General features: G+C 64.8%; 15 protein-coding genes and 1 pseudogene. 9 read left to right on the top strand and 7 right to left on the bottom strand.

Annotation, left to right across the window (positions count from 1 at the left end; all coding sequences use genetic code 11):
• Positions 1-297: 297 nt before the first annotated feature.
• The 6 genes from BG22_RS07195 to BG22_RS07170 all read left to right on the top strand — a co-directional run bounded on the left by BG22_RS07195 (position 298) and on the right by BG22_RS07170 (position 9,134).
• Positions 298-2,535, top strand: a complete 2,238-nt coding sequence (locus tag BG22_RS07195) for an RNA degradosome polyphosphate kinase (RefSeq protein ID WP_094667546.1) — start codon at positions 298-300, stop codon at positions 2,533-2,535.
• A gap of 379 nt (positions 2,536-2,914) precedes the next feature.
• A complete protein-coding gene (locus BG22_RS07190) occupies positions 2,915-3,949 on the top strand; it encodes an NUDIX domain-containing protein (protein WP_375137709.1) in 1,035 nt (344 codons plus the stop codon).
• Entirely contained in the window at positions 3,939-4,748 is an 810-nt protein-coding gene (locus BG22_RS07185) for a hypothetical protein (protein WP_140494445.1), read from the top strand. The genes BG22_RS07190 and BG22_RS07185 overlap by 11 nt, the downstream gene beginning before the upstream one ends.
• 1,100 nt (positions 4,749-5,848) lie before the next feature.
• Positions 5,849-6,451: an FMN-binding protein gene (locus BG22_RS07180; protein ID WP_140494443.1), complete on the top strand. Its 603-nt coding sequence runs from the start codon at positions 5,849-5,851 to the stop codon at positions 6,449-6,451.
• A 65-nt stretch (positions 6,452-6,516) separates the two neighbouring features.
• Complete coding sequence (locus BG22_RS07175; RefSeq protein WP_140494441.1) at positions 6,517-7,425, top strand: FAD:protein FMN transferase; 909 nt, start codon at positions 6,517-6,519, stop codon at positions 7,423-7,425.
• A 296-nt stretch (positions 7,426-7,721) separates the two neighbouring features.
• On the top strand, positions 7,722-9,134 hold the full coding sequence (locus BG22_RS07170; protein WP_140494439.1) for a hypothetical protein: 1,413 nt from the start codon (positions 7,722-7,724) through the stop codon (positions 9,132-9,134).
• A 127-nt stretch (positions 9,135-9,261) separates the two neighbouring features.
• Here the strand turns inward: BG22_RS07170 and BG22_RS07165 are convergent, their stop codons facing one another.
• The 4 genes from BG22_RS07165 to BG22_RS07150 all read right to left on the bottom strand — a co-directional run bounded on the left by BG22_RS07165 (position 9,262) and on the right by BG22_RS07150 (position 15,003).
• A complete protein-coding gene (locus tag BG22_RS07165; protein WP_140494437.1) occupies positions 9,262-11,433 on the bottom strand; it encodes a glycogen debranching N-terminal domain-containing protein in 2,172 nt (723 codons plus the stop codon).
• Positions 11,434-11,499: 66 nt separating this feature from the next.
• Positions 11,500-12,360, bottom strand: a complete 861-nt coding sequence (locus BG22_RS07160; protein WP_140494435.1) for a carbohydrate ABC transporter permease — start codon at positions 12,358-12,360, stop codon at positions 11,500-11,502.
• 1 nt (position 12,361) lies between these two features.
• Positions 12,362-13,606 carry a carbohydrate ABC transporter permease gene (locus BG22_RS07155; protein ID WP_140494433.1) on the bottom strand — a complete coding sequence of 415 codons (1,245 nt, stop codon included), beginning with the start codon at positions 13,604-13,606 and terminating at the stop codon, positions 12,362-12,364.
• Positions 13,607-13,752: 146 nt separating this feature from the next.
• Positions 13,753-15,003: an ABC transporter substrate-binding protein gene (locus tag BG22_RS07150; protein WP_140494431.1), complete on the bottom strand. Its 1,251-nt coding sequence runs from the start codon at positions 15,001-15,003 to the stop codon at positions 13,753-13,755.
• A 463-nt stretch (positions 15,004-15,466) separates the two neighbouring features.
• Here BG22_RS07150 and BG22_RS07145 point away from each other — a divergent pair, with 463 nt between their 5' ends.
• The 3 genes from BG22_RS07145 (at position 15,467) to rlmH (ending at position 18,350) form a co-directional block, all read left to right on the top strand.
• Entirely contained in the window at positions 15,467-16,648 is a 1,182-nt protein-coding gene (locus BG22_RS07145; protein ID WP_140494429.1) for a LacI family DNA-binding transcriptional regulator, read from the top strand.
• 152 nt (positions 16,649-16,800) lie between these two features.
• Complete coding sequence (gene upp / locus BG22_RS07140) at positions 16,801-17,442, top strand: uracil phosphoribosyltransferase (protein ID WP_094667556.1); 642 nt, start codon at positions 16,801-16,803, stop codon at positions 17,440-17,442.
• Between the two features lie 428 nt (positions 17,443-17,870).
• A complete protein-coding gene (gene rlmH / locus BG22_RS07135) occupies positions 17,871-18,350 on the top strand; it encodes a 23S rRNA (pseudouridine(1915)-N(3))-methyltransferase RlmH (RefSeq protein ID WP_094667557.1) in 480 nt (159 codons plus the stop codon).
• A gap of 76 nt (positions 18,351-18,426) precedes the next feature.
• Here the strand turns inward: rlmH and BG22_RS07130 are convergent, their stop codons facing one another.
• From BG22_RS07130 to BG22_RS11500, 3 genes and pseudogenes are all read right to left on the bottom strand, one after another.
• A complete protein-coding gene (locus tag BG22_RS07130) occupies positions 18,427-19,533 on the bottom strand; it encodes a glycerophosphodiester phosphodiesterase family protein (protein WP_140494427.1) in 1,107 nt (368 codons plus the stop codon).
• Positions 19,534-19,923: 390 nt separating this feature from the next.
• The gene (locus BG22_RS07125) at positions 19,924-20,922 is read right to left on the bottom strand and encodes a glutamate--tRNA ligase family protein (protein WP_258186269.1); all 999 of its coding nucleotides are present in this window, start codon (positions 20,920-20,922) and stop codon (positions 19,924-19,926) included.
• A 255-nt stretch (positions 20,923-21,177) separates the two neighbouring features.
• A pseudogene (locus BG22_RS11500) lies at positions 21,178-21,309 on the bottom strand (tRNA glutamyl-Q(34) synthetase GluQRS); the annotation flags it as partial.
• Positions 21,310-21,368: the final 59 nt, after the last annotated feature.

The following is a 21,368-nucleotide window of genomic DNA, read 5'->3' as shown; positions in this document are numbered from 1 at the left end:
GCAACCCGCATACGGCGGTTGTGCGGTTTTTATCGCAAATGTTCAATCGGACGGACACCCCCGAAACAATCGAGTCGAAACGTTCATATCGAACGGGAACGATGTTCGCTTGTGTGCGATTCCGTCATCATCACGGCGTGTCGCACAGGCCAGCCATCAGCGCCCGGCACTACCGCCACGGCCACCGCAAAATCCACCGTAAGCATCGTGGGAAAGCCCCATCCCAAATATGAACGGCCGTTGAATTCTCGTGCGTCACCCCGGCCACCGGCCACGCCAAAGCCTACGATATAAACTATGGCACAGATATTCGATGCACCATCAAAGGCAATTCTGCGCAGTCAAATCGCAGAGCACATTGCCGAAACCGACAAGAACGACCGCCGCGTCGATCAGGAGGGCGAGGCGCCGCTGCCCAAGGATCGTTTCTTCGACCGTGAGCTGAGCTGGCTCAAGTTCAACCAGCGCGTGCTCGAGATGGCGGAGAACGAGGACACCCCGTTGCTGGAACGCGCCACCTTCGCCGCGATTTTCGCGTCGAACCTGGACGAGTTCTTCATGGTCCGCGTCGCCGGCCTGAAGCGCCGTATCGACTCCGGCATCGCCGTGCCGTCCGCGGCCGGCCTGAGCCCGCGTCAGCAGCTGCGCGCCATCAGCGAGACCGCGCACCGCCTGCAGGACGAGCACGCCCACTACGTGATCGACACCATCCTGCCGGAGCTGGAGAAAGAGCACATCGTCCTGCTGCCGTGGGACAAGCTCACCTCCGCCGAGCAGGAGCGTCTGTCCCGCTACTACCGCCAGCAGGTCTTCCCGGTCCTGACCCCGCTCGCGGTGGACCCGGCCCACCCGTTCCCGTACATCTCCGGCGGTTCCATTAACCTCGCCGTAATCGTCGAGAACCCGTCCTCCGGCAAGTCGCACTTCGCCCGCGTCAAGATTCCGGGCAACCTGCCGCGTCTGGTGCCTGTGGATGACATGACCGACGAGGAGTCCAAGGACGAGCGCTACGGCTTCATCACCATGGAGAAGCTCATCGCCGCCCACCTCGAATCCCTGTTCCCGGGCATGATCATCAAGGAGGCCCGCTCCTTCCGCGTGACCCGCAACGAGGACATCGACGTCGAAGAGGATGACGCCGAGAACCTGCTCAACGCCATGGAGAAGGAACTGCTGCGCCGTCGCTTCGGACCGCCGATCCGCCTCGAGATCACCGACTCCACCAGCCCGTTCCTCTCCCAGCTGCTCGCCGACCAGCTCGGCGTCAGCCAGGACGAGGTCTACCGCCTGCCCAGCCCGCTGGACATGACCGTGCTCTTCGAGCTCGGCGGCGTGGACCGTCCGGACCTCAAGTTCCGCCCGTTCGTGCCGACCACGAACCGTCAGATTGCCGAGGTCGAGTCGAGCCGCGCACAGGACATCTTCGCCGCGATTCGCGAGCGCGACATCCTGCTGCACCACCCCTACGACTCCTTCTCCACCTCCGTCCAGGCCTTTCTGGCGCAGGCTGCTGCGGATCCTAAGGTTCTGGCCATCAAGCAGACGCTCTACCGAACCAGCTCCAACTCGCCGATCATCGACGCACTGATCGACGCCGCCCACGCGGGCAAGCAGGTGCTGGCCCTGGTGGAGATCAAGGCCCGCTTCGACGAGGACGCCAACATCGCCTGGGCCCGTAAGCTCGAGCGCGCCGGCGTGCATGTGGTGTACGGCATCGTGGGCCTCAAGACCCACTGCAAGCTCATCGAGGTGGTTCGCCAGGAGGCCGACGGCCTGCGTCGCTACTGCCATGTGGGCACCGGTAACTACAACCCGAAGACCGCCCGCGTCTACACCGACCTCGGTCTGCTCACCTGCGACCCGGTGGTCGGCCAGGACCTCACCCGCCTGTTCAACCAGCTGTCGGGCTACGCGCCGAAGTCCAGCTTCCACCGTCTGCTCGTGGCTCCGCGCACCGTGCGCTCCGGCCTCATCCAGCGCATCCGCCGCGAGGAGGACGCCGCCCGCGCCGGCAAGGAGGCCTGGATCAAGATCAAGGCCAACTCCATCGTGGACGAGAAGACGATCGACGCCCTGTACCGCGCCTCTCAGGCCGGCGTGAAGATCGACATCGTCGAGCGCGGCATCTGCGCCCTGAAGCCGGGCGTTCCGGGCCTGTCGGAGAACATCCGCGTGCGTTCGATCCTCGGCCGCTTCCTCGAGCACTCCCGCATCTACGCCTTCTGCAACGCGGACGGCCCGCAGATCGGCGAGGGCCCGGCCTCCGGCCCCGAGGTCTACATCGGTTCCGCCGACCTCATGCACCGCAACCTTGACCGTCGTGTCGAGGCTCTGGTGCGCGTGACCGCCCCGGAGCAGATTGACGAGCTCATCAAGTACGTGGACCTGCAGATGGCCGACTCCACCGTGAGCTGGCACATGCAGCCGGACGGCACCTACGTGCTGCACACCAAGGACGACGAAGGCCGTCCGCTGGTGGACAGCCAGGAGTACCTGATCCGCAAGCACCAGCGTCGCCCCAGCTCGCACAACTGATCGACGCGACTCAGCCGGCTACCGACCGTGTGAACGCTCACGAGCGAACACTGCTACAGTGGTAACGGACAGAAACATGATGATGCCCGGTCTCCCGCCCAACCGCGGGGCCGGGCATCGTCGTTTTCAGGAATGAAACTACGTAGCGGCAGTGGGTTTTGCCCTACAATGACCAGTGATGGGTAGTCAACACATGAGACATGTCATAGAAGCCGCCGGCGGCCTGCTGTACCGGTGGAAGACCGACGACGACCGAAACGCACGATGGAACGGCCGCTCCGATACCCAATACCCCTTCAACACCCCGAACAACCTCCCCAGCGCATCCGCCACCCACACGAACCCCACTGCCCCCAACGCCTTCGCACCCCACGACGTCATGCCGACCTCCCCCTCCGGCACGGCTTCCCCCTCGCACGGCTGCGCCGAAGCAGCCGACAACGTACTGAACCACATCGAACTGTGCATCGTGCATCGGCCGAAATACGACGACTGGAGCTGGCCGAAGGGCAAACTCGACCCGAACGAATCCGCGCGACACGCCGCGGTACGCGAGATTGGCGAGGAGACGGGCCTGCCGGTGGCGCTCGGGCCCTATCTGGGCGACGTGGAGTACCCGCAGGCCGAGGAGGGCAGCAAACAGCGTCATACCAAGGATCTGAGCTCGGACACCAAGCGTGTGCAGTTCTGGATGGCCACGGCCATCAGTCCGATTGACAACCTCAAGCGCACGCAGGCGTTCGGTCCGGTGCATCGTGCCGATGTGGGCGAGATTGACGAGCTTGTCTGGCTCACCCCGGCCGAGGCGCGCAGGAAGCTCACCCATTCCACGGACCGCGACATCCTGGCCCTGTTCGTGGATCGCGTCGAGGAGGGGGCGTTGGACGCGTTGCCGTTCCTCCTTGTGCGGCATGGCAAGGCCGAGGCCCGGAAGCTGTGGAAGGGTACGGACGCCAACCGACCTATCACGCCGCGCGGGGCCGCGGCGGCTTTCGCGCTCAACTACGAGCTCGCCTGCTTCAACCCCGTGCGGCTGACCACTTCGCCGTGGATTCGCTGCATGGAGACACTGCAAACGTTCTCCTGGCAGACCGGCCGGCCCATGATCACCCTCGACCAGCTCACCGAGGACTCGTTCGCGCAGAACCCCGATGCGGCATGGGATTGCCTGTACGGCGAGATCACCTACATGCTCGAGCGGCGCGAACCGACCGCTATCTGCATGCATCGGCCGGTGATTGGTGGTATGTTCGAGCATCTGCGGTCCTTGTGCGCCTCGCCCGCGCTGGGCAAACGCCTGATCGCCAAAACCCCATACATGCCGACCGGCACGGCGCTGGCACTGTTCGTCATCCCCACGCCGGACGGCCCGAAGATCATCGACATCCAGAAGGTTCATCCACTTGTCTACTAGACCAGCTTTCCCCGATTCCTCCAATTCCTCGGCCGCCGCGGCCGCCGCCCACGCCTCGCATGGCTCCGGACTCGGTCCGGGGTTCGGCTCGCTGCGTTCTGCCAGTGCCGCGTTCAGCCCGGCGCGCATGGGTTCGATGCGCCCGTCGAGGCCGGCCCAGCTCGATCCGGCAGTGGCCGACGGGTTGGCCGGCGGCATGGACCCGCAGGCCATCAGCGAGATGAGTCATCTTTCGGCCGCGGCCCTGCTGGACCGCGTGCGACACAGCGAGGACCCGGAAGTGGTACGACGGGTGCTGACGTTGGTGGAGACGGTCGGCGTGGATGAGATCGCCGAATTATGGAGCGACGCCGAGCCGGATTCGCTGCCCGGCGTGCTGTGGCGGCTGTACATGCTGCGTACGTGGATGAGGTCGAACCGCGACGCCATCGCACGGCTGTGGCGCGTGGGCGAGCCGGTGGCCACCACGGCCTCCGCCATCGCCGGCGTCGATCAGGCGCCTACCGAGGATGACATCGCGCGTCTGGCCGATTCGATTCTGTCCGGCGCGTTCGTGGGCGACTTCGCGGTGGCGATGGAGCGCGCGGCGGCGTTCACCGATGTGGTGGCGTTGGGCCTGCGCGTGGAGGCACGACGGATTGTCGATCGGTCCACGGCGAATGGTGGGGTCGCGCCGGCCGATGAGAAGGCCGCGCGCGCCCAGGCCGCCAAGCTGCTGCACACCGGCGCGAACCTCATGTCCACCGCCCGCGCGTTCGAGCACGGGGCGAATCTGTGGCGCCGGGGCAAGCTGGAGTAGCAGCTACGGCTGGCGGGCCGACCCCGCGCGACAGCTGTTTTACACAATCTGCAGAACAGCAATGCGCGAGACAGCCATCCACGAGACAGCAGGTTCCTTCGAGCCGAGCCGTTCACGCCCGGCGAGCCCCAAAGGGGTAGCCGCTATACTGGTGAGTCGCGTCGGACCGTGCTTAAGCCCCGGGCTCCATTTATTGCCGCTGCGAGCGGCCCTTGCGCCGACAGGCGCTTTCGCGGTTCGGCGCTTCATTATGCTTGATAGGGTTTTCGACCTTGCAATATGGAATACGAGCTTCGTCGAATAGGGGCATGCCATCGCCGCTTCAGACCTCATCCATGCGTACCCCTTCTCCTCCGCATCGCCACGCGGCCAGTCGTTGGCTCTCCAGCGACGCCAATAATGCTCAGCGTCACCGCGCGGCCACTTCATGGCCCGTCAGCAACGCTGAATAGCGCTCAGCGTCGCCGAGCGACCAATTGTTGGCAGAACTCCAACGCTGAGAAGCTTCCTAACGTTGGAAATCTGCCAGTGCTTGGCTTCACGGCGACGCTGAGCCCCACAACCGTCGTCACGGAGCCAAGTAATGGCACGGCGACGACGGTAAGCAATCCCCCACCAACATGAACCAGCACCAAACGAATCGGCACCGCAACACCGCAACACCGCAACGCGACACCGCAACCCGCACAGCAACACCGCAACCCGCACAGCGGCACCGGCACCGGCTCGGATCGGAACCCAACCAGCAGGCGACACCGAATCCCGCGTAGCGGCAACAGTCTCACTTGCGGCATGCGGCATTCCGATGCGGTGTGCCGCATGCCGCAGTCAGATGCGACATGCAACGGACAACAGACGGATAACAGACAGATACCAGACGGACAATAGTCACTCGATTCCCAGATAGGCCATGGCATCAATGAGAGCTTCATCACAAAACCGCCGGTTTTCAGCGGACTTTCAGTCAGCATTAACGACCACGTCAGGCTGGGCCAGTTAGGCTCGAGGTATCAGAGGTTTCTTCAACGCCGTGCGGTGTTTCGGCGGCGCGATTTTCAATACTGCATATCAGATATTTCAGATATATCGAGGGGACAACCATGAAAACAGTCACTCGTGCGGTCATCGCCGCGGTGGCGGGACTGGCCATCATCGGCGACGCATTCCTGCTGTTCGTCAAACCGCATCTGGCGCAGCAAGCGGCCTCCGGCACCGGACTGTCGCTGGCCGGCGGCGACGGCGCATCGACATCCGACGCTAGTGGGTCGGGCAGCGCCTCCGGCAACTCCGGCAGCACCGGCACCGATTCCGGCTCAGGCGACAGCTCAAACGCCGGTACAAGCTCGGATTCCGCCGATTCGTCAAGTAGCTCCGCAGACACCGATGCTGGCTCCAACAGCGACACCAACAGCACCCTCAAGGACGGCACCTACACCAGCGTGGCCAGCCCGAACGCCTATGGCGAAATCCAGCTGCAGGTCAAGGTGGAAGGCGGCAAAATCACCACCATCACCACGGTGAAGGCACCGACCCACGGCCGCTCGCAGTCCGTCAACGCCCAAGCCATCCCGGAACTCACCGACCGCGCAATCAGTGCGCAAAGTTCGGACATCCAGTTCGTCTCCGGAGCCACCGAGACCTCCACGGCCTTCGTCAACTCGCTGCAGGACGCCATCAATCAGGCGCAGAACGCCGGCAACTGAGCAGCCCCGACAACAACCGACCGGCATCGTCCACGAATCCAACGAATCCGGCAATCCGCATCATCATGGCAACCATCCAAGCCCGCGTCATCCACGCGATGACCATCCCGTTCACCGTCCAGCTCGTCAGCGAGCGCCGCGATGCCACGTACCTCGCCACGCTCATCGACGAGGTGACGCCGCAGATCGGCGTGTTCCTGCAGCATGTGGACGCCACGTTCTCCCCGTTCCGGCATGATTCGCAGGTCAGCGCCGCCCGCCGCGGCGATTGGTCCGGACTGCTGCGCGGCACACACAACGCACACGGCACCCAAGACACACACGGCACCCGCCATCACGGCACCACAATCTCCCCCGACGGCACCCGCCGGCCGCAATCCGAATTCGCCGAGGTCTACGCGCTGGCCCAGCAGGCCAAGCAGCTCACCCACGGCCATTTCGACCCGATGCACGCAGGCGTCTACGACCCGACCGGCATCGTCAAGGGTTGGGCCATCGAGCGCGCACACGAACGGTTCCTCATGCCGCTCATCCTCTCCGGCCGGTGTGACGCGGCCGCGCTGGGCGGCGGCGGGGACATCCAGACCGCCGTGGCCGATGACAGCGACTTCACATGGCGCATCGGCGTGCAGGACCCGGCCAATCCACGCGGCACGCTACGCACCGTCACCATGTGCAACGGCGGCATCGCAACCTCCGGCACCAGCCAGCGCGGCGAACACATCACCCGCACCGCGCGAGACCTCAAACAGGTCACCGTCATCGACGATCGCCTGACGTTCGCGGACATGTGGGCCACTGCCGCCGTCAGCGCCGGTGAGGCCGCCTTCCGCAACATCGTGGCGGGCAGTCCCACGGCACCAGCCAGTCCCACGGCACCCAATCCCACAGCCCAGTCCAATCTCATGGCCGTGTTCGTGCGGGCCGATGGCACCGTCACCGAACTGCATCCGAGCCAGACAGGACTATCATGACCATCCGGATCATCGATCTTCGGCAGGCAGGCTACTCCCGGCGCACCGGCACCCCGGTCAGCCCGCCGAAGAGCGCGCGACGGCACCCATCACACGATAACGGCGATGACTAACGGCCAGCACCCGCAACCGAAACCCCGTCATCGTGTAATCGCAGGACAGCCCGCCACGCGCCCGCCAACCACCCGCCACGCACCCAGCCCGCCCGATTGCGACCGCATCACTTGGCGGCGGACCGCATCACCGCTTTCCGATTCCACACCACACCGATAAAGACCGATAAAGGACCATCAATCATGAAACGTATAACCTCGAACATCGCCTTGGCATGGGCCGTGGTGCTGTTCATCATACCGCTGCCGTTCCTGGCCACCCTCGTCGCCGGGTTCCCCGCACTGTACAGCGATGCGCTGTTCGGCGCCGAGCTGGGCGTCGTCGCGTACATCTGGATGCTGGCCGCCGTCTATCTCGCGTGCCGCCCGCGCTGGGTGGACCGCACGGTCGGCCTGCCGCATATGTACATGATCCACGGCGTGTTGGCGATTCTGGCCATCATCCTCGCCTTCCTGCATCAGTCACTGCTGCCGGGCGCAGGCGCGCTCATCGGGCTGACCGGCCACGCGGGCCTCTACCTGTTCATGGCCGTGGCGGTGTGGTCACTGGTGTTCATGGCCAGCTGGCTCACCGCCAAGTTCCCGCTGCTTGCCCGCATCAAGCGCGGGCTGGAGCGGGTGTTCCGCCATGAGATGAGCGTCTGGCTGCACCGGCTCAATCTGGTGGCCATCGCGCTGATCGCGCTCCATGTGCACGTCATCGACTACATCGCCTCCATCAAGCCGTTCATCTTCCTGTTCGACGCCGCGACCATCGCCGTGTTCGCCTATTACGTGTGGAGTTCGGTGAACCGCCGCGCCTTCGCGCTGCGCGGCTGGGTGGCGTCGGTCCGTCCGCTCGCCGATAGGGTCACCGAGCTGCGCGTGACGTTCGGCAGCGGCGACCGCGAGCAGATCCGCTGGAATCCCGGTGATTTCGCGTTCATCGCCTTCCCGGGCAAGCGCGGCATGCACGAGTTCCACCCGTTCTCGCTGACGAACGCCTATCCCTCGCCGAACAGCACGTCGTTCGCCGCCGCGCGCACGCCCGGACCGATGGCCGCGAACACCTCCACCGCGAACGGCACCGTCCTCACCACGCCGCATCCGGATGCCCCGGTGATGTCGTTCGCCATCCGCGCCGACGGTGATTTCACCGCACGCATCGCCTCGCTCAAACCGGGCGACGTCGTGCTCGTGGTGCCGCCGTACGGCCGGTACGCCGAGTTCATCAAGGAGCATGACCGTACGCACGACAATACGCATGGCACGGTTCCGCTGGTGCTCATCGGCGGCGGCATCGGCATCACGCCGCTGCTCGGCGTGCTCACCACGTACGCCGACGGCGCCCGGCCCGTCGACTTCCTATACACCGCCCGGTCGGAGAGGGACTTCATCTACCGCGACGAGCTCGAACAGTTCGGCCGCACCACGCCGTCCACGCGCATCCGTCTGATGGCGCAGCGACCGGACGAGGCGACCATCGCGCCGATGATTCGACCGCACGCCATCTACCTCATCGCCGGCCCGCAGCCGATGATGGAGGCCGTGCGTGCCATCCTGTTCAGTCATGGCGTGACCGCGGACGATATCTATTACGAGCCGTTTGCGATGTAGGGGTTGTGGGCGCTAGGAGGTTGCGGACTCGCCTTGGTTTGGCTTCTGTTAGGGTTCCTCTCGGTCCCATTCCATCCTGCCTATGCTCCCCTCAGGAGGGAAGCCTTCTGGAACTGAGCCGGTCAGCTTAGGCTTTGGTGATGTGGAGGCCTTGGGCGAGTGGTGAGGCGGCGGGAGTACCGGTGCCGGCCGCTGCTCCCGGCTCCAAGCCGAGCAATAGTGCGAGCACGGACACGGACGATGCGGCGGACCAGGCTTGCGGATGGCATGCGGCCGGGTAGGACGCCGGACCGGACTCCCCCTCGTCACCGGAATACAGTTCCGGAATCTGGTAACCGAACGTATCGGCCGCGCGGACCAGGCCCTCAGCCACGCGCAACGCCTCGACCTCGTAGCCTTCGGCGCGCAGGCCGTTCATGACGATGGCGCTGTCGTGCGCCCAGACCGAGCCGCAGTGGTAGCTTTCCGGCCAGTATCCGCCGGCGAGGGTGCTCATCGTACGCACGCCGTAGCCGGAGAGCATGTCGCTGCCGGAGAGCCGCTTGACCACGTCCGCAACACCGTCCGCATCCAGAATGCCGGTGCCGAGCAGATGGCCGATGTTGCTCGTGAGCGAGTCCACAGGACGCTTGTGCTTATCGAGCGCGATGGCCGGGTATTGTCCACGGCCGTCGTCCACCCAGAATTGTTCGTTGAAGCGGGTCTTGAGCTGTGCGGCCCAGTCGCGCCATTCGTCGGCGCCCGGCCGGCCGAAACGGTCCAACAGGTCGGCGCCCAGCACGGCGGCCTGATAGGCGTAGCCCTGCACCTCGCACAGGGCGATGGGCCCCTCGGCGATGCTGCCGTCATTCCAGCGCACGGAGTCGCCGGAATCCTTCCAGCCCTGATTGCTCAGGCCGTGGCCGGTGCGGTCGATGTATTCAAGGAAGCCGTCACCGTCGCAATCACCCCAATCGCGCAGCCATGCGAGCGCGGCCTCAAGGTTGGGCAGCAGCTCGCGAACTTCCTCTTCGGGCGCTCCCCAACGCAGCGCCTCGGCGAGCAGGATGATCCACAGCGGCGTGGCATCGATGGTGCCGTAATAGAGCGGCGGCAGGTGCATGCCGTTGTCGAACGCGCCGCTCTGCACCAGCGGTTCCGCGCGCAGTTCGTGCATGATCTTGCCGGGATCGGCATTGGTCTCCGGGTCGGATACGGTGGCCTGGAAGTGCGCGAGCGTGCGCAGCGTGCCCATCGCGGTGCGCGTGGTCAGCGGCAGCATGAACCGGGCGGCCCACAGCGAGTCGCGGCCGAACAATGTGAAGAACCAGGGCGCGCCGGCGGCGAGGAACTCGTCGTGCGGCAGGGCGGGGATGGCCATGCGCAGGCCGGCGAGATCGCGCAGCGACGTGTTGACCCAGTCGGCAACGCGGCTGTCCGCGGCGGTGACGGTGACGGCGCTCCACGGACAGTCGGCGGTGGCCGCCGTGACGGCATTGGCTGCGGTGCTCACGGAGACCGTGAGGCCCACGGCGCTCCGGCCGCGCGCCGGCACGGTCAGATGCCAGGTGAACGTGCCGTTGAGCCCATTCGCGCTGACGGTCGGGGCCAGAGCCGAATCGGGCATCACATCCACTGTGATGCCGCCGTAGGTGACGTGGAGCGCGGAAGGCGCATGCGCAGTGCCGGTGCTGGTGCTGGTGCTAGTGCCGGTGGAAGCGGGAGTGGGAGTTGCGCCAACGCCGGCATTGTTCTCAGCACCATTAGTGCCATTGTCGCTACCAGCGGCATCGGCGACATCATTGCTGGCGGCATGCTGGCCGCCACCATGCGATACGGCGAGGACGACCTGACCGCTGCCGGCCGCCGCGGACGGCGACCCGCCCTTGATCTCCTGCATCGTGGCCATGTCGAACCGAAGCGTCACAGCGAGATCGAGCTCGACGGGTTCGTCGATCACGCTGGCGATCTCGAACCGTTCGACGAGCGCGTCGGGCGTGAGCTCGCGGGTTTCGGTCACGCGCACGGACGGGTCCACGGTCGGCCCGTCGATATTGCGGGCGACCAGCGAGGTGACGCTGCGGCCCTTGGCCGGCGAGGACCATGCGATCGGCGTCGGCGCCTCACCGTCGATGGCCGTGACGATGCGGGACAAGATGCGGGTATCGCCCACGTAGTAACCGGCAAGGTTGGCGGCGCCCGCGTGGGGACGCTCGGCGTCCACCGTGCCGTCGGCCTCGGCCCACAGCTGGGCGGGCGCGGCGATGATCGGACTCATGTCGTGCATCCACGGCTGGCGGATCTGCTGGGATATGGTCATAGTTGTGCTCCAAATTCGAAAGTGGGATTGGTGGCGGGCGCGGCCGGAATAATTGGGGGGGGGGAGTTATTCCTTGACGGAGCCTTCGGAGCTGTTCATGATCTGCTTTTGGAAGATGAAGAACAGCACGGCCACGGGGATGGTCATCACGACGGCCGCCGCGAGCTTGACCGGGTACTGGTTGCCTGCGGACAGCTGGCCGCTGGCGAGCGAGGCGACGCCCTTGGTCAGCGTGGTCAGCGACGAGGACTGCGTGGAGACGATGAAGTGCGACAGCTCGTTCCACGATCCCTGGAAGGACAGGATCGAGATGGTCACCAGCGCCGGGCGGGCCATCGGCAGCACGATCGACCAGAAGATGCGGAAGGTGCCCGCGCGGTCGATCATCGCCTGCTCCTCCACGGACCGGGGAATCGATTCGAAGAAGTTCTTCATGATGAACACGCCGGCCGCGTCGATGAGCAGCGGCAGGATCATGCCCGCGTAGCTGTCGTAGATGCCCAGGCTCTTGATGATGAGGAACTTGGGGATGAGCAGCACCACCATGGGCACGCTCATCACGGCGAGCAGCATGCTGAAGATGAAGTTGCGGCCACGGAAATCGATGCGGGCGAGCGCATAGCCGGCCAACGAGTCGAAGAACACGCGGCCCAGCGTCACCACGATGGTCACGATGAACGAGTTCTTGAACCAGACCGGGAAGTCGGAGTTGAGGAACAGCTTGCGGTAGGCGGCGGTCGTCCAAATCTCCGGCACGAGCGAGACGGGGTTGGCCGTGGCGTCGGCGTCGGTTTTGAACGAGGTGGCCACCTGCGTGATGAACGGCATGATGTAGATCAGCGCGATCACGGCGAGGATGAGGTACAGGATGACGCCGCTGTCGCGGAATCGCTTGAACCAGGAGACGTTCTTGGTGCCCGTGTTCATGTCAGCGGTCCTTTCCTGTGGTGGTGGCAGCTGCGGTGCCGGCGGCTGCGCTGCTGGCGGTGGCCGCGGCAGCCCCGGCCCTGGCCTTGCGGCTCACGCCCAGCGACATGATCTCGGCCTTGGTCATGGACCGGGCTTCCGCCTTCATGGCCTCGTAGTCGGCGCGCCTGCGACGGGACATCTTCTTGTCCTTCATCACCCAGCGCTGAATCCAGGTCATCACGATGATGATGACGAACAGGATGAAGGAGATCGCGGCGCCACGGCCCCACTCCTGACTGTTGAACGCCGCGCTGTACGAGAGGTACGCGGTGGTCAGCGTGGTCTTGGCCGGGCCGCCCTGGGTACCGGTGTAGATCTGGTCGAACACCTGCCAGGTGCCGATGATGCCGAGCGTGACGACGGTGAAGATCGTGGGCTTGAGCTGCGGCACGGTGACCTGCCACATACGCTGCCACGGGGTGGCGCCGTCCATGATGGCCGCCTCCTCGGTGGCCTCGCCGATGCTCTGGAGCGCGGCGATGAACATGAGCATGAAGGTGCCGGAGGTGGTGAAGATGACCATGAGGATGATGGCGAACATCGCCACCGACGGGCCGGCCAGCCAGTCCCAGGCGCTCACGCCGAGGAAGCTGTGCTCGGTGAGCACTGCCGGGCCGTTCTTGATGCCGAACGCGCCGAGCAGAATGTGGATGATGCCCTGCGGGTCGTTGAACCAGTTCGGCCCCTTGACGCCGAACCACTTGAGCATGGCGTTGATCGGGCCGGCGGCGTTGAACAGGAAGAGCCACAGCACGGTGATGGCCACGGAGCTGGTGACCGAGGGGAAGTAGAACGCGGTGCGGAAGAATCCGCGCGCCTTGAGGATCTTGCGGTTGAGCATCACCGCGAGCGCCAGCGAAAGCAGCGTCTGCAACGGCACCACGATGAGCGTGTACCAGGCGTTGTTGCGCAACGCCGTGCCGAAGTCGCTCTGGGCGAGGCCCGGCGTGGTGAGCACATCCGCGTAGTTCTCGGCGCCCACGAAGTTCACGTTGCCGACGAACGGGGTGCCGCGGCCGGTCCAGTCGGACACGCTCACCCACAGGGCCATGAGAATCGGGACGAACAGGAAGACGCCGAGGATCACGATCATCGGCAGGCAGAACAGCCAGCCGGAGATCTCCTGGCCTTTACGGTCGATGTGCTGGCGGGGTATCCTGCGCGCGCTCCCCTTGCGCGGCCGTCCTGCCTGTGATGCGGACATGCTTCAACTCCTTCGTTGATTGGCGTCTGGTCTAGGTCTAGGTTTTGGCTCTGGCCATTGCGGCATCCCCGGCTTTCCCCTCTCCCCTCCGCCCGCTTTGGCGGAAGCGGAGAAAAGGAAAGCCGGGGACGTGGGCTACTCGCGGATTACTTCAGGATGGCCTCGAGGTTGGTCTGCGTCTTGTCGAGGATGGCCTTGGGATCGCCGGTCTTCAGGCCCTCGAGCTGGGCGTTGAGATCGGTGACCACGTCGGCCGCCCCCTTGGCGGTCGGCACGGTCACGGAGTACTCGAGACCGTCCATGAAGGCGCCGAGCTCCGGGAACTCGCCCTTCCAGGTGTCGGCGAGGGTCTTGGTGGCGGGCATGATGCCGAACGCCTTGGCGAAGTCCATCACCACGTCGTCGCTGGTCAGGTATTCGACCAGATCGATGGCGCCCTTCTGGTTCTTGCTGTCGGCGGCGATGCCCCAGCCGTTGGTGAAGTGCATGGTGCCCTGGCCGGCCGGGCCTTCGGGCAGCGGCACGACCTTGTACTTGACGTCCGGGTAGTCGGCGGAGAGACCGCCGGTGATCCAGTTGCCTTCGATGGTCATGGCGGCCTTCTTGGAGCCGAAGGCCTCGCCGCCCCAGCCGGTGCCGAGGTCGGCGGCGTAGGCGACGGTGCCGGTGTCGAGCAGGTTCTTGACCTCGGTCAGGCCCTGGACGCTCGCATCATCGCTGGCGATGGCCTTGGTGCCGTCGTCGGAGACCAGGCCGCCGCCCGCCTGCTTGAGGAACACGCCGACTCGGGCGTACTCGCCGTTGAAGGCCAGACCAACGTGGTCGTCGGCGGTGAGCTTCTTGGCCACCTCGGCCAGCTCATCCCAGGTCTTCGGGTAGTCGGCGTCGGTCAGGCCGGCCGCGGACCACATGTCGGTGTTGATGACCAGCTGCAGCGTGGAGACGTCCTTCGGGGCCGCGTACAGCTTGCCGTCGTAGGTGAAGGTCTGCAGCAGGTTGTCGTAGAAGTCGCTCTTGTTCTCGAGCTGGTCGCCGTAGGCCAGCAGCGAGCCGTTGGAGGCGTAGCCGGCCAGCTGTTCGGGGGCCAGGTAGAACACGTCGGCCGGGTCGCCGCCGGCGAAGCCCTGCGAGAGCTGCTGGGCCATATCGTTGGCCACCTGCACGGTCGCCTTGGTGCCGGACTTCTCGGACCACGCCGCCACGGCATCCTTGACGGCCTTGGTCTCGGTGTCGCCGGAGGAGCCGATCAGCACGGTGAGCTCCTGCGAGCTGTCGCTGGTGGGGTTGTCGGAGCTGGCGGTGTCGTCGAAGCCGCTGCCGCCGCCGCAGCCGGCGAGCAGGGTCAGTACGGCCACCGAGGCCGCGGTCAGTACCGTGAGCTTGTTCCTGTTCCTCATCGTCGAGTTCCTTTCTGTTCGGGCGGGCGCCCGTTCATGTCTCCATTGCCACGTTGCCACTGAATTGTCATCGTGGTGTGCGCGGTCGTGCGATCGCACGTTTGTCTGGCGCTCTGCCACCGTGATGGGCGACCACCGTGACCCGCAATCGCCGGTATTCAGTTGTATTCACTTGTATTCACTTGTATTCACTTTATTAGAACGTTCAAAATTATTCCCATGCCGTCATTGCGGGCCGGTTACGCCCGCGCGTAGTGACCTGCAGTGACCTATGGGAGTCCGGAAGACCGCTCGCCGTCGCGCATCGTCTTCCGGAATTGTTACGTTCTAATCAGTGGTTACATCATAAACGACAACGCCGAAGTCTGTCAACTCAAGCATGTTTCAGGTACCATCATTAGAACGAACCAAATCACCGCAACGCACGGCAGGCACCGACGCCGGCCGGATGAAGGGACACGCCATGGTCAGCATCAAAGACGTCGCCCGGGACGCCGGTGTCTCGCCGCAGACCGTATCCAACTGCATCAACAACCCCTCCATCGTCAAACCAGCCACGCGCAAGATGGTTCTGGCGTCGATCGCGCGGCTCAACTACACTCCCAACGCCTCGGCGCGGCGTCTGCGCACCCAACGCAGCAACACCATCGGCATCGGCATCGCGCCGGTCAGCTATTCCCAGGTCTACGACCGTTTTCTACACGCACTGGTTACCGAGGCGGACGTCAACGGCATCCGCGTGCTGCTGTACAAAACCGACTCGCAGCAGGACGAGATCCGCCAATTCGCGGCCCTCGCCGCCCGTGGCGACGTCGATTCCTTCGTCCTGACCGACACCACGCACGACGACCCGCGACTGGCCTGGCTGCACGAGCATCACCAGCCGTTCGTCCTGTTCGGGCGGCCGTGGGGCTGCGGCGCGATGGACGATCCGGCGACCCCGTGGGTGGACGTGGACGGTCATTACGGCATCGCCGAAATGACCCGGCATCTCATCCTGCACGGGCGCAAGCACATCGGATTCATCGGCTGGCCGGGCGTGTCAGGCACCGGCACGGATCGCTATCAAGGCTGGCGCGACACGATGCTCGACGCGCGGATGGTCAGCGGCGACGAGCTCGGGCAACTGTACGAGGAGGCCAGCAACGACATCATCGCAGGGCAGACCGCCTGCATCGCGCTGCTGGACCGGCGCCCTGATCTCGACGCCATCATCTGCGTGAGCGACACGCTCGCCGTGGGCGCCGCGACCGCGCTGCCCAACGACACGGACATCGTCATCACCGGTTTCGACGACACGGTCTCCTCCCGCTCGATGGGGCTGTCCAGCATCGCTCAGCCGCTCACCGAGAGCGCGCGCCACATCATCCGCATCACCCAGGAGCAGCTTGACGCGCCTGCGGCGGCCTTCACCGGAACGAATGACGGCGGCGGCGCGGCATCGACCGCCGACAGTCATTCGACCGGCGCTCCGGAGATAGTCGCGGGCGCGTATACCGGTAGCGGCTCGGACGGTGGCGGGCGTGGCGCATCCTCCACCTCGCCCGTCGCCACACCCGCCACTGCGGCCGCCACCGTGCCCGCCACCGTGATTGCCCGCGACGACCGGCACATCCTCCTCAAGCCGACCATCGTCATTCGGTAGGCCACCGGCGCCTTTTCGTCAGCGACCCCGCGGAGCGGCAGCACCGCGACCGCGCAACCCTGCACCCACATCAGCCCTTGTGCGCCCGCCTCCGAGGAGCGGCACCCGCCCGCATTCGGCATGACCGGATTCATGGACTACGCTTAGGAACCATGGAACTGCATGTTTTGAATCACCCGCTGGTCGAGCACAAGCTCACCGTCCTGCGCGACAAGAACACCCCCTCCTCCACCTTCCGCGAGCTCGTCTCCGAGCTCGTGATGCTCGAGGCCTACGAGGCCACGCGCGACCTGTCCGTCGTGTCCGTGCCGATTGAGACGCCGGTCGCGCCGATGACCGGCAAGAAGCTGGCTGAGCCGCGCCCGATCATCGTACCGGTGCTGCGCGCAGGTCTCGGCATGCTCGACGGCATGACCCGCCTGCTGCCCACCGCCGAGGTCGGCTTCCTTGGTATGAAGCGCGACGAGGACCACCCCACCCAGCAGATCACCTACGCGAACCGCCTGCCCGACGACCTGTCCGGCCGCCAGTGCTTCCTCATCGACCCGATGCTCGCCACCGGCGGCACGCTGGTCGCCGCCACGCATTACCTGGCCGAGCGCGGCGCGAAGGACGTCACCGCGATCAACATCATCGCCGCGCCGGAGGGCATCAAGTACGTCGAGGAGCACATCGACCCGTCCATCGACTTCAAGGTCGTGGTGTGCGCGGTCGACGAGAAGCTCAACGACAAGTGCTACATCGTGCCGGGGTTGGGCGACGCCGGCGATCGCCTCTACGGCGTGATCGACTAGTACGGGACACAACACTGTGCCACCGCAGACGATTTAGACCTCAAATCGGCCTGCGGGGGCACGGCCTGTGCCCCGGTAACCGCTTTATCGACGTTTTCCGGCTCCGGGGGCACACGGCCACGAATCAAAAACCGCATAATTACGCCGTTTTCACTTATCACGGCAATTCCGCCCAAAATAAGGGCGTGCCCCCGCAGCCCAAATTCATCTAATTTCCAGCTCCGGGGGCACACCATGCCGCGTCCCCAGCAGCGAATGCAGGTTTCCGCCCTCCCGCGGGAAGGGCACCAGTGGCGGGAACTTCAACCGGTCAAGGATTAGTTGCCGTCCTTCCGAGGGGAAGAACGGCAACGTGGTGGCCGCAGCGCCCGCCATGGCCAGACCTAGTCCGCCCCTCGGGGAAGGGCGGCAAGCATAATGGAGTCATTATGCAGATTGACATCATTGCGCCGGGACGTGTGAAGGAACAGTATCTGCGCGACGCCATCGAGGAATATTCGAAACGGTTGTCGCGCTACTGCCGTCTGAACATCATCGAAGTCGCCGACGAGAAGACGCCGGAACACGCCACCGACGGCGTCGAACGCCAGATCAAGGCCAAGGAAGGCGAACGTATCGCGAAGCATCTGCGTGATGGCGCGTTCGTCATCGCCTTGGCCATTGACGGCAAGCAGCTCTCCAGCGAGGAACTTGCCGCGAAAGTCGATGATCTGGGATTGCGCGGCGTGAGTCACATCCAATTCGTCATCGGCGGCTCGATTGGCTTGGATGACGCGATTTTGCGCCGGGCCGATTTCAAGTTGAGCTTCTCGAAGATGACCTTCCCGCATCAGCTCATGCGTGTGATTCTGCTGGAGCAGATCTACCGCGCCTACAAAATCAACGCCGGCGAGCCGTATCACAAATAAGTCACCAGTAAGCGGTGACGCAGGCGGCGGATGAGTATCCGTCGCCTGCGTCACCTGCCGCTATTGCGCCGTCGCCCTACCGCGCGTCGGGCACGAAAGCCTCGAAGATGTGGCGGTCGAAGTACTGGTCGCACTTGGCGAGCTCGTCGGAGCTGCGCACGGTCCACGACACGGCGGTGGCACCCATCGAACGCGCCAGACGGACCTGCGGCGAGGAGCCGCCGGTCCAGTCGTAGGCCACAAAATCAGGGCGCGAAAGCCAGTCGAACGCCAGCAGACCGGCGGCCCATTCGGCCGCACCGTTGCCCGACAGCGTGGCCGGGGCGCTCAACTGACCGCGGCACACCTCGGGATGGTGCTCCTTGTACCAGTTCACCGCGCCGGGGTGGAAGGACTCGATCACGTACGGGCCGCTGTACTCCTCAAGCAGTGCGTGGCCCTTCTCCATGAGCTCGACGCAGCGCTCGGTCCAAGCGGCGTTGTCGCTGAACTTGTACTCCACGATGAGCGGCGCGCGACCGGCCACCACCTTGAGCACGTCGGAGAACAGCGGCACATGCTGGTAGTAACCCTCGGGCGGGCGAGACGGCGTGACCACCAGCGGCGGGTTTTGTTCGGCGCCCGGCAGCGGCTTGGCCTTGAGGTCGCCGGAACGGCCGTTCGGGAACAGCGGGATGCGGGTCAGCTCGTCATAGGTGAGGTCTTCGATGCGACGCGGATCGCCGGCCACGCGCTTGAGATCGGCGTCATGCACCACAACGACCTGACCGTCAAGCGTGAGCTGCAAATCGAGTTCGATGCCGTAGCCCGCCTCGCATGCAGCGGCGAAGGCGGCCAGCGAATTCTCGGGGGCGAGTGGACCGGTCACATCGGCCGAGCCATAGCCGGCCTTAAGCGCCATCTTGCGGGCGAGTGCCACGTACTCACCGCTTTCGGCCATGGAGAGCGCGGTCGCGTCGGCTTGGGCGCTGGCGGGGCCGTCGCCCTGATACTCCTCAAGATCATCGGCGGAGACCAGGCCGGAACCGGCGTCGTGCAGGCCGCGATGCGCATACCAGACGTCGGGGATGGACGGCACGAAGTTGCGGCGCTTGTCATTGAACGTACGCGGAGCCACGGCCCACACGGCGGCACCTGCGGCAACCACGCCGGCCAGCGCCGCATTCCTCAAGAATTTCGACATAACGATCCTTCCGTTGCGGTGGTATCAGATTACCGCCGACGCCCTACGCGCGGGGCGCCGGTCCCACGAATGACTCACTAGTATGCTGCGTCAATAATTAATTCGTTGATTAATTCATTACCCCTCAGACCCGCTTCGCGTGCCAGCTCGTCCTGCAATTTCGGACGCGCTACGTGCGCGGCATGCTGGCTCGCCTGTCGGCTCACACGTCGCCTACAAACAGCTTTGCTGTTTGCTTCACGGCAACGTCCCATCAGAGAGGGCCAGCACCACTCAGACAATCACGAAACAGACCACTAGGGTTACAGGCGGGGTATTACATCGTCTAGCCACCCTCGCCTCAGACCTCCACTCCGGTCTTAAGCAAGCCGCTGCGGCGCAGCGTCCCGATTACACGGACAGGGCTTCGGCGAGCCACGCCGGAGTGTTGGAATCGGTGGGGTTCAATGCGCGGTCGGGATGGGCGGCGCGAAGCGGAGCCCAGCTGAAATCAGGTACCAACTCGGCTGCCGTGCATGGTTCCGGTGTGGGCCGCACGCGCAGCAGCCACGCGCAATAGCCGATGATCTGCTCAGGGTCAACGCGAGCACGCAACGCGCCCATGTCCAGCGACCGTTCGCGTTTGGCGAGACGGCGGCCGGCCGCATTGTCGATGAGCGGCAGATGCTCGTATGCGGGATTGGCAAGGAACCCGCATTCCGGTTTGAAACCGCCGGCAAGCAGGCAATGGCGAATCCACATCTGCAAGGCGGTGGAACGTAGCAGATCGCGGCCGCGCACGATGTCGTCCACACCCATGTCCAAATCGTCCACGACCACGACCAGCTGATAACCGAACAGGCCGTCAGCCCGGCGAATCACCGAATCGCCGATATCATGCGGCAAATCGTAGGTCTGCGGACCGTAGACGGCATCGTCGAACATGGCGGTCACGCCACGGATGCCGTCACCGCCGAGTGGCTGGCCTTCGTCATGTCGGCCGCCGCTAAACCCGCCGCAATCGGCCTCCCGATCAACCGGGCCATCTGCAGTTGCTGCCGCGATACCGGTAGCCGGCACATCGCCAGCCGTTATCGGCATAACAGGCATCGCAGCAGCGGACGCGGCCGGGGCGGACAGCATTATGTCATGCATCATCGGGGCAAGCTTCTTCTCCGGCATGGCAATGCGAAGGGAATGCCGATCACCTCGGGCGAGTCGCTCGCGGACCTCGTCGGGGTGCTCGCGCAGCAATCGACGGCACGTTCCGGGATAAACCATGAAGCCATCGCCCTCGTTCGGGGCCGAGGCGGCGCGGATGTCGGCACGCGAGCAGAAGCACGGGTACAACACGTCCGATACCTGTGGACCTTCGGCGCATACGCCGTCCGGCAGCAATTGTGAAACAATGTGTGAAACATCATCAGTATTCCGCGGAAGGTCCTGTGAAACACCCCGTGAAACATCTTCGGCATCGTGCATGTCACGTTGCGGACCCTTGCATGAATCATGCAGGCCACTACCCGAAGTCCTCGCCGCGTCAGCCGGCAGGCGAGCGGCAACTTCCGACGCATCACCCCATCGCACCGATCGCAGGCATTCCAGCGCGTATTCGTAACGCTCGGTGTTGCGCGACTGGTACAGCGGTTCGGCGTTATCCCAGTCGAGGCCGAGCCAGCGTAGATCGTCCATCATGAGCTGGTCCGCGCCAGCGATGACGCGTGGCTTGTCCACGTCCTCGATGCGCAGGAGCATGTGCTCGCCACGCGAACGGGCGGACAGCCACGCGGCCAGCATGGCATACACGTTGCCGATATGCATGCGCCCCGATGGCGTCGGCGCAAAACGTCCGGTCA

The organism is Bifidobacterium sp. UTBIF-78 (assembly GCF_006408945.1).
In the GTDB taxonomy this organism is placed as follows: Bacteria; Actinomycetota; Actinomycetes; order Actinomycetales; family Bifidobacteriaceae; genus Bifidobacterium; species Bifidobacterium myosotis.
Note: the sequence above shows the minus strand (reverse complement) of the source record. Positions and strands in the feature narration are given on the sequence as shown.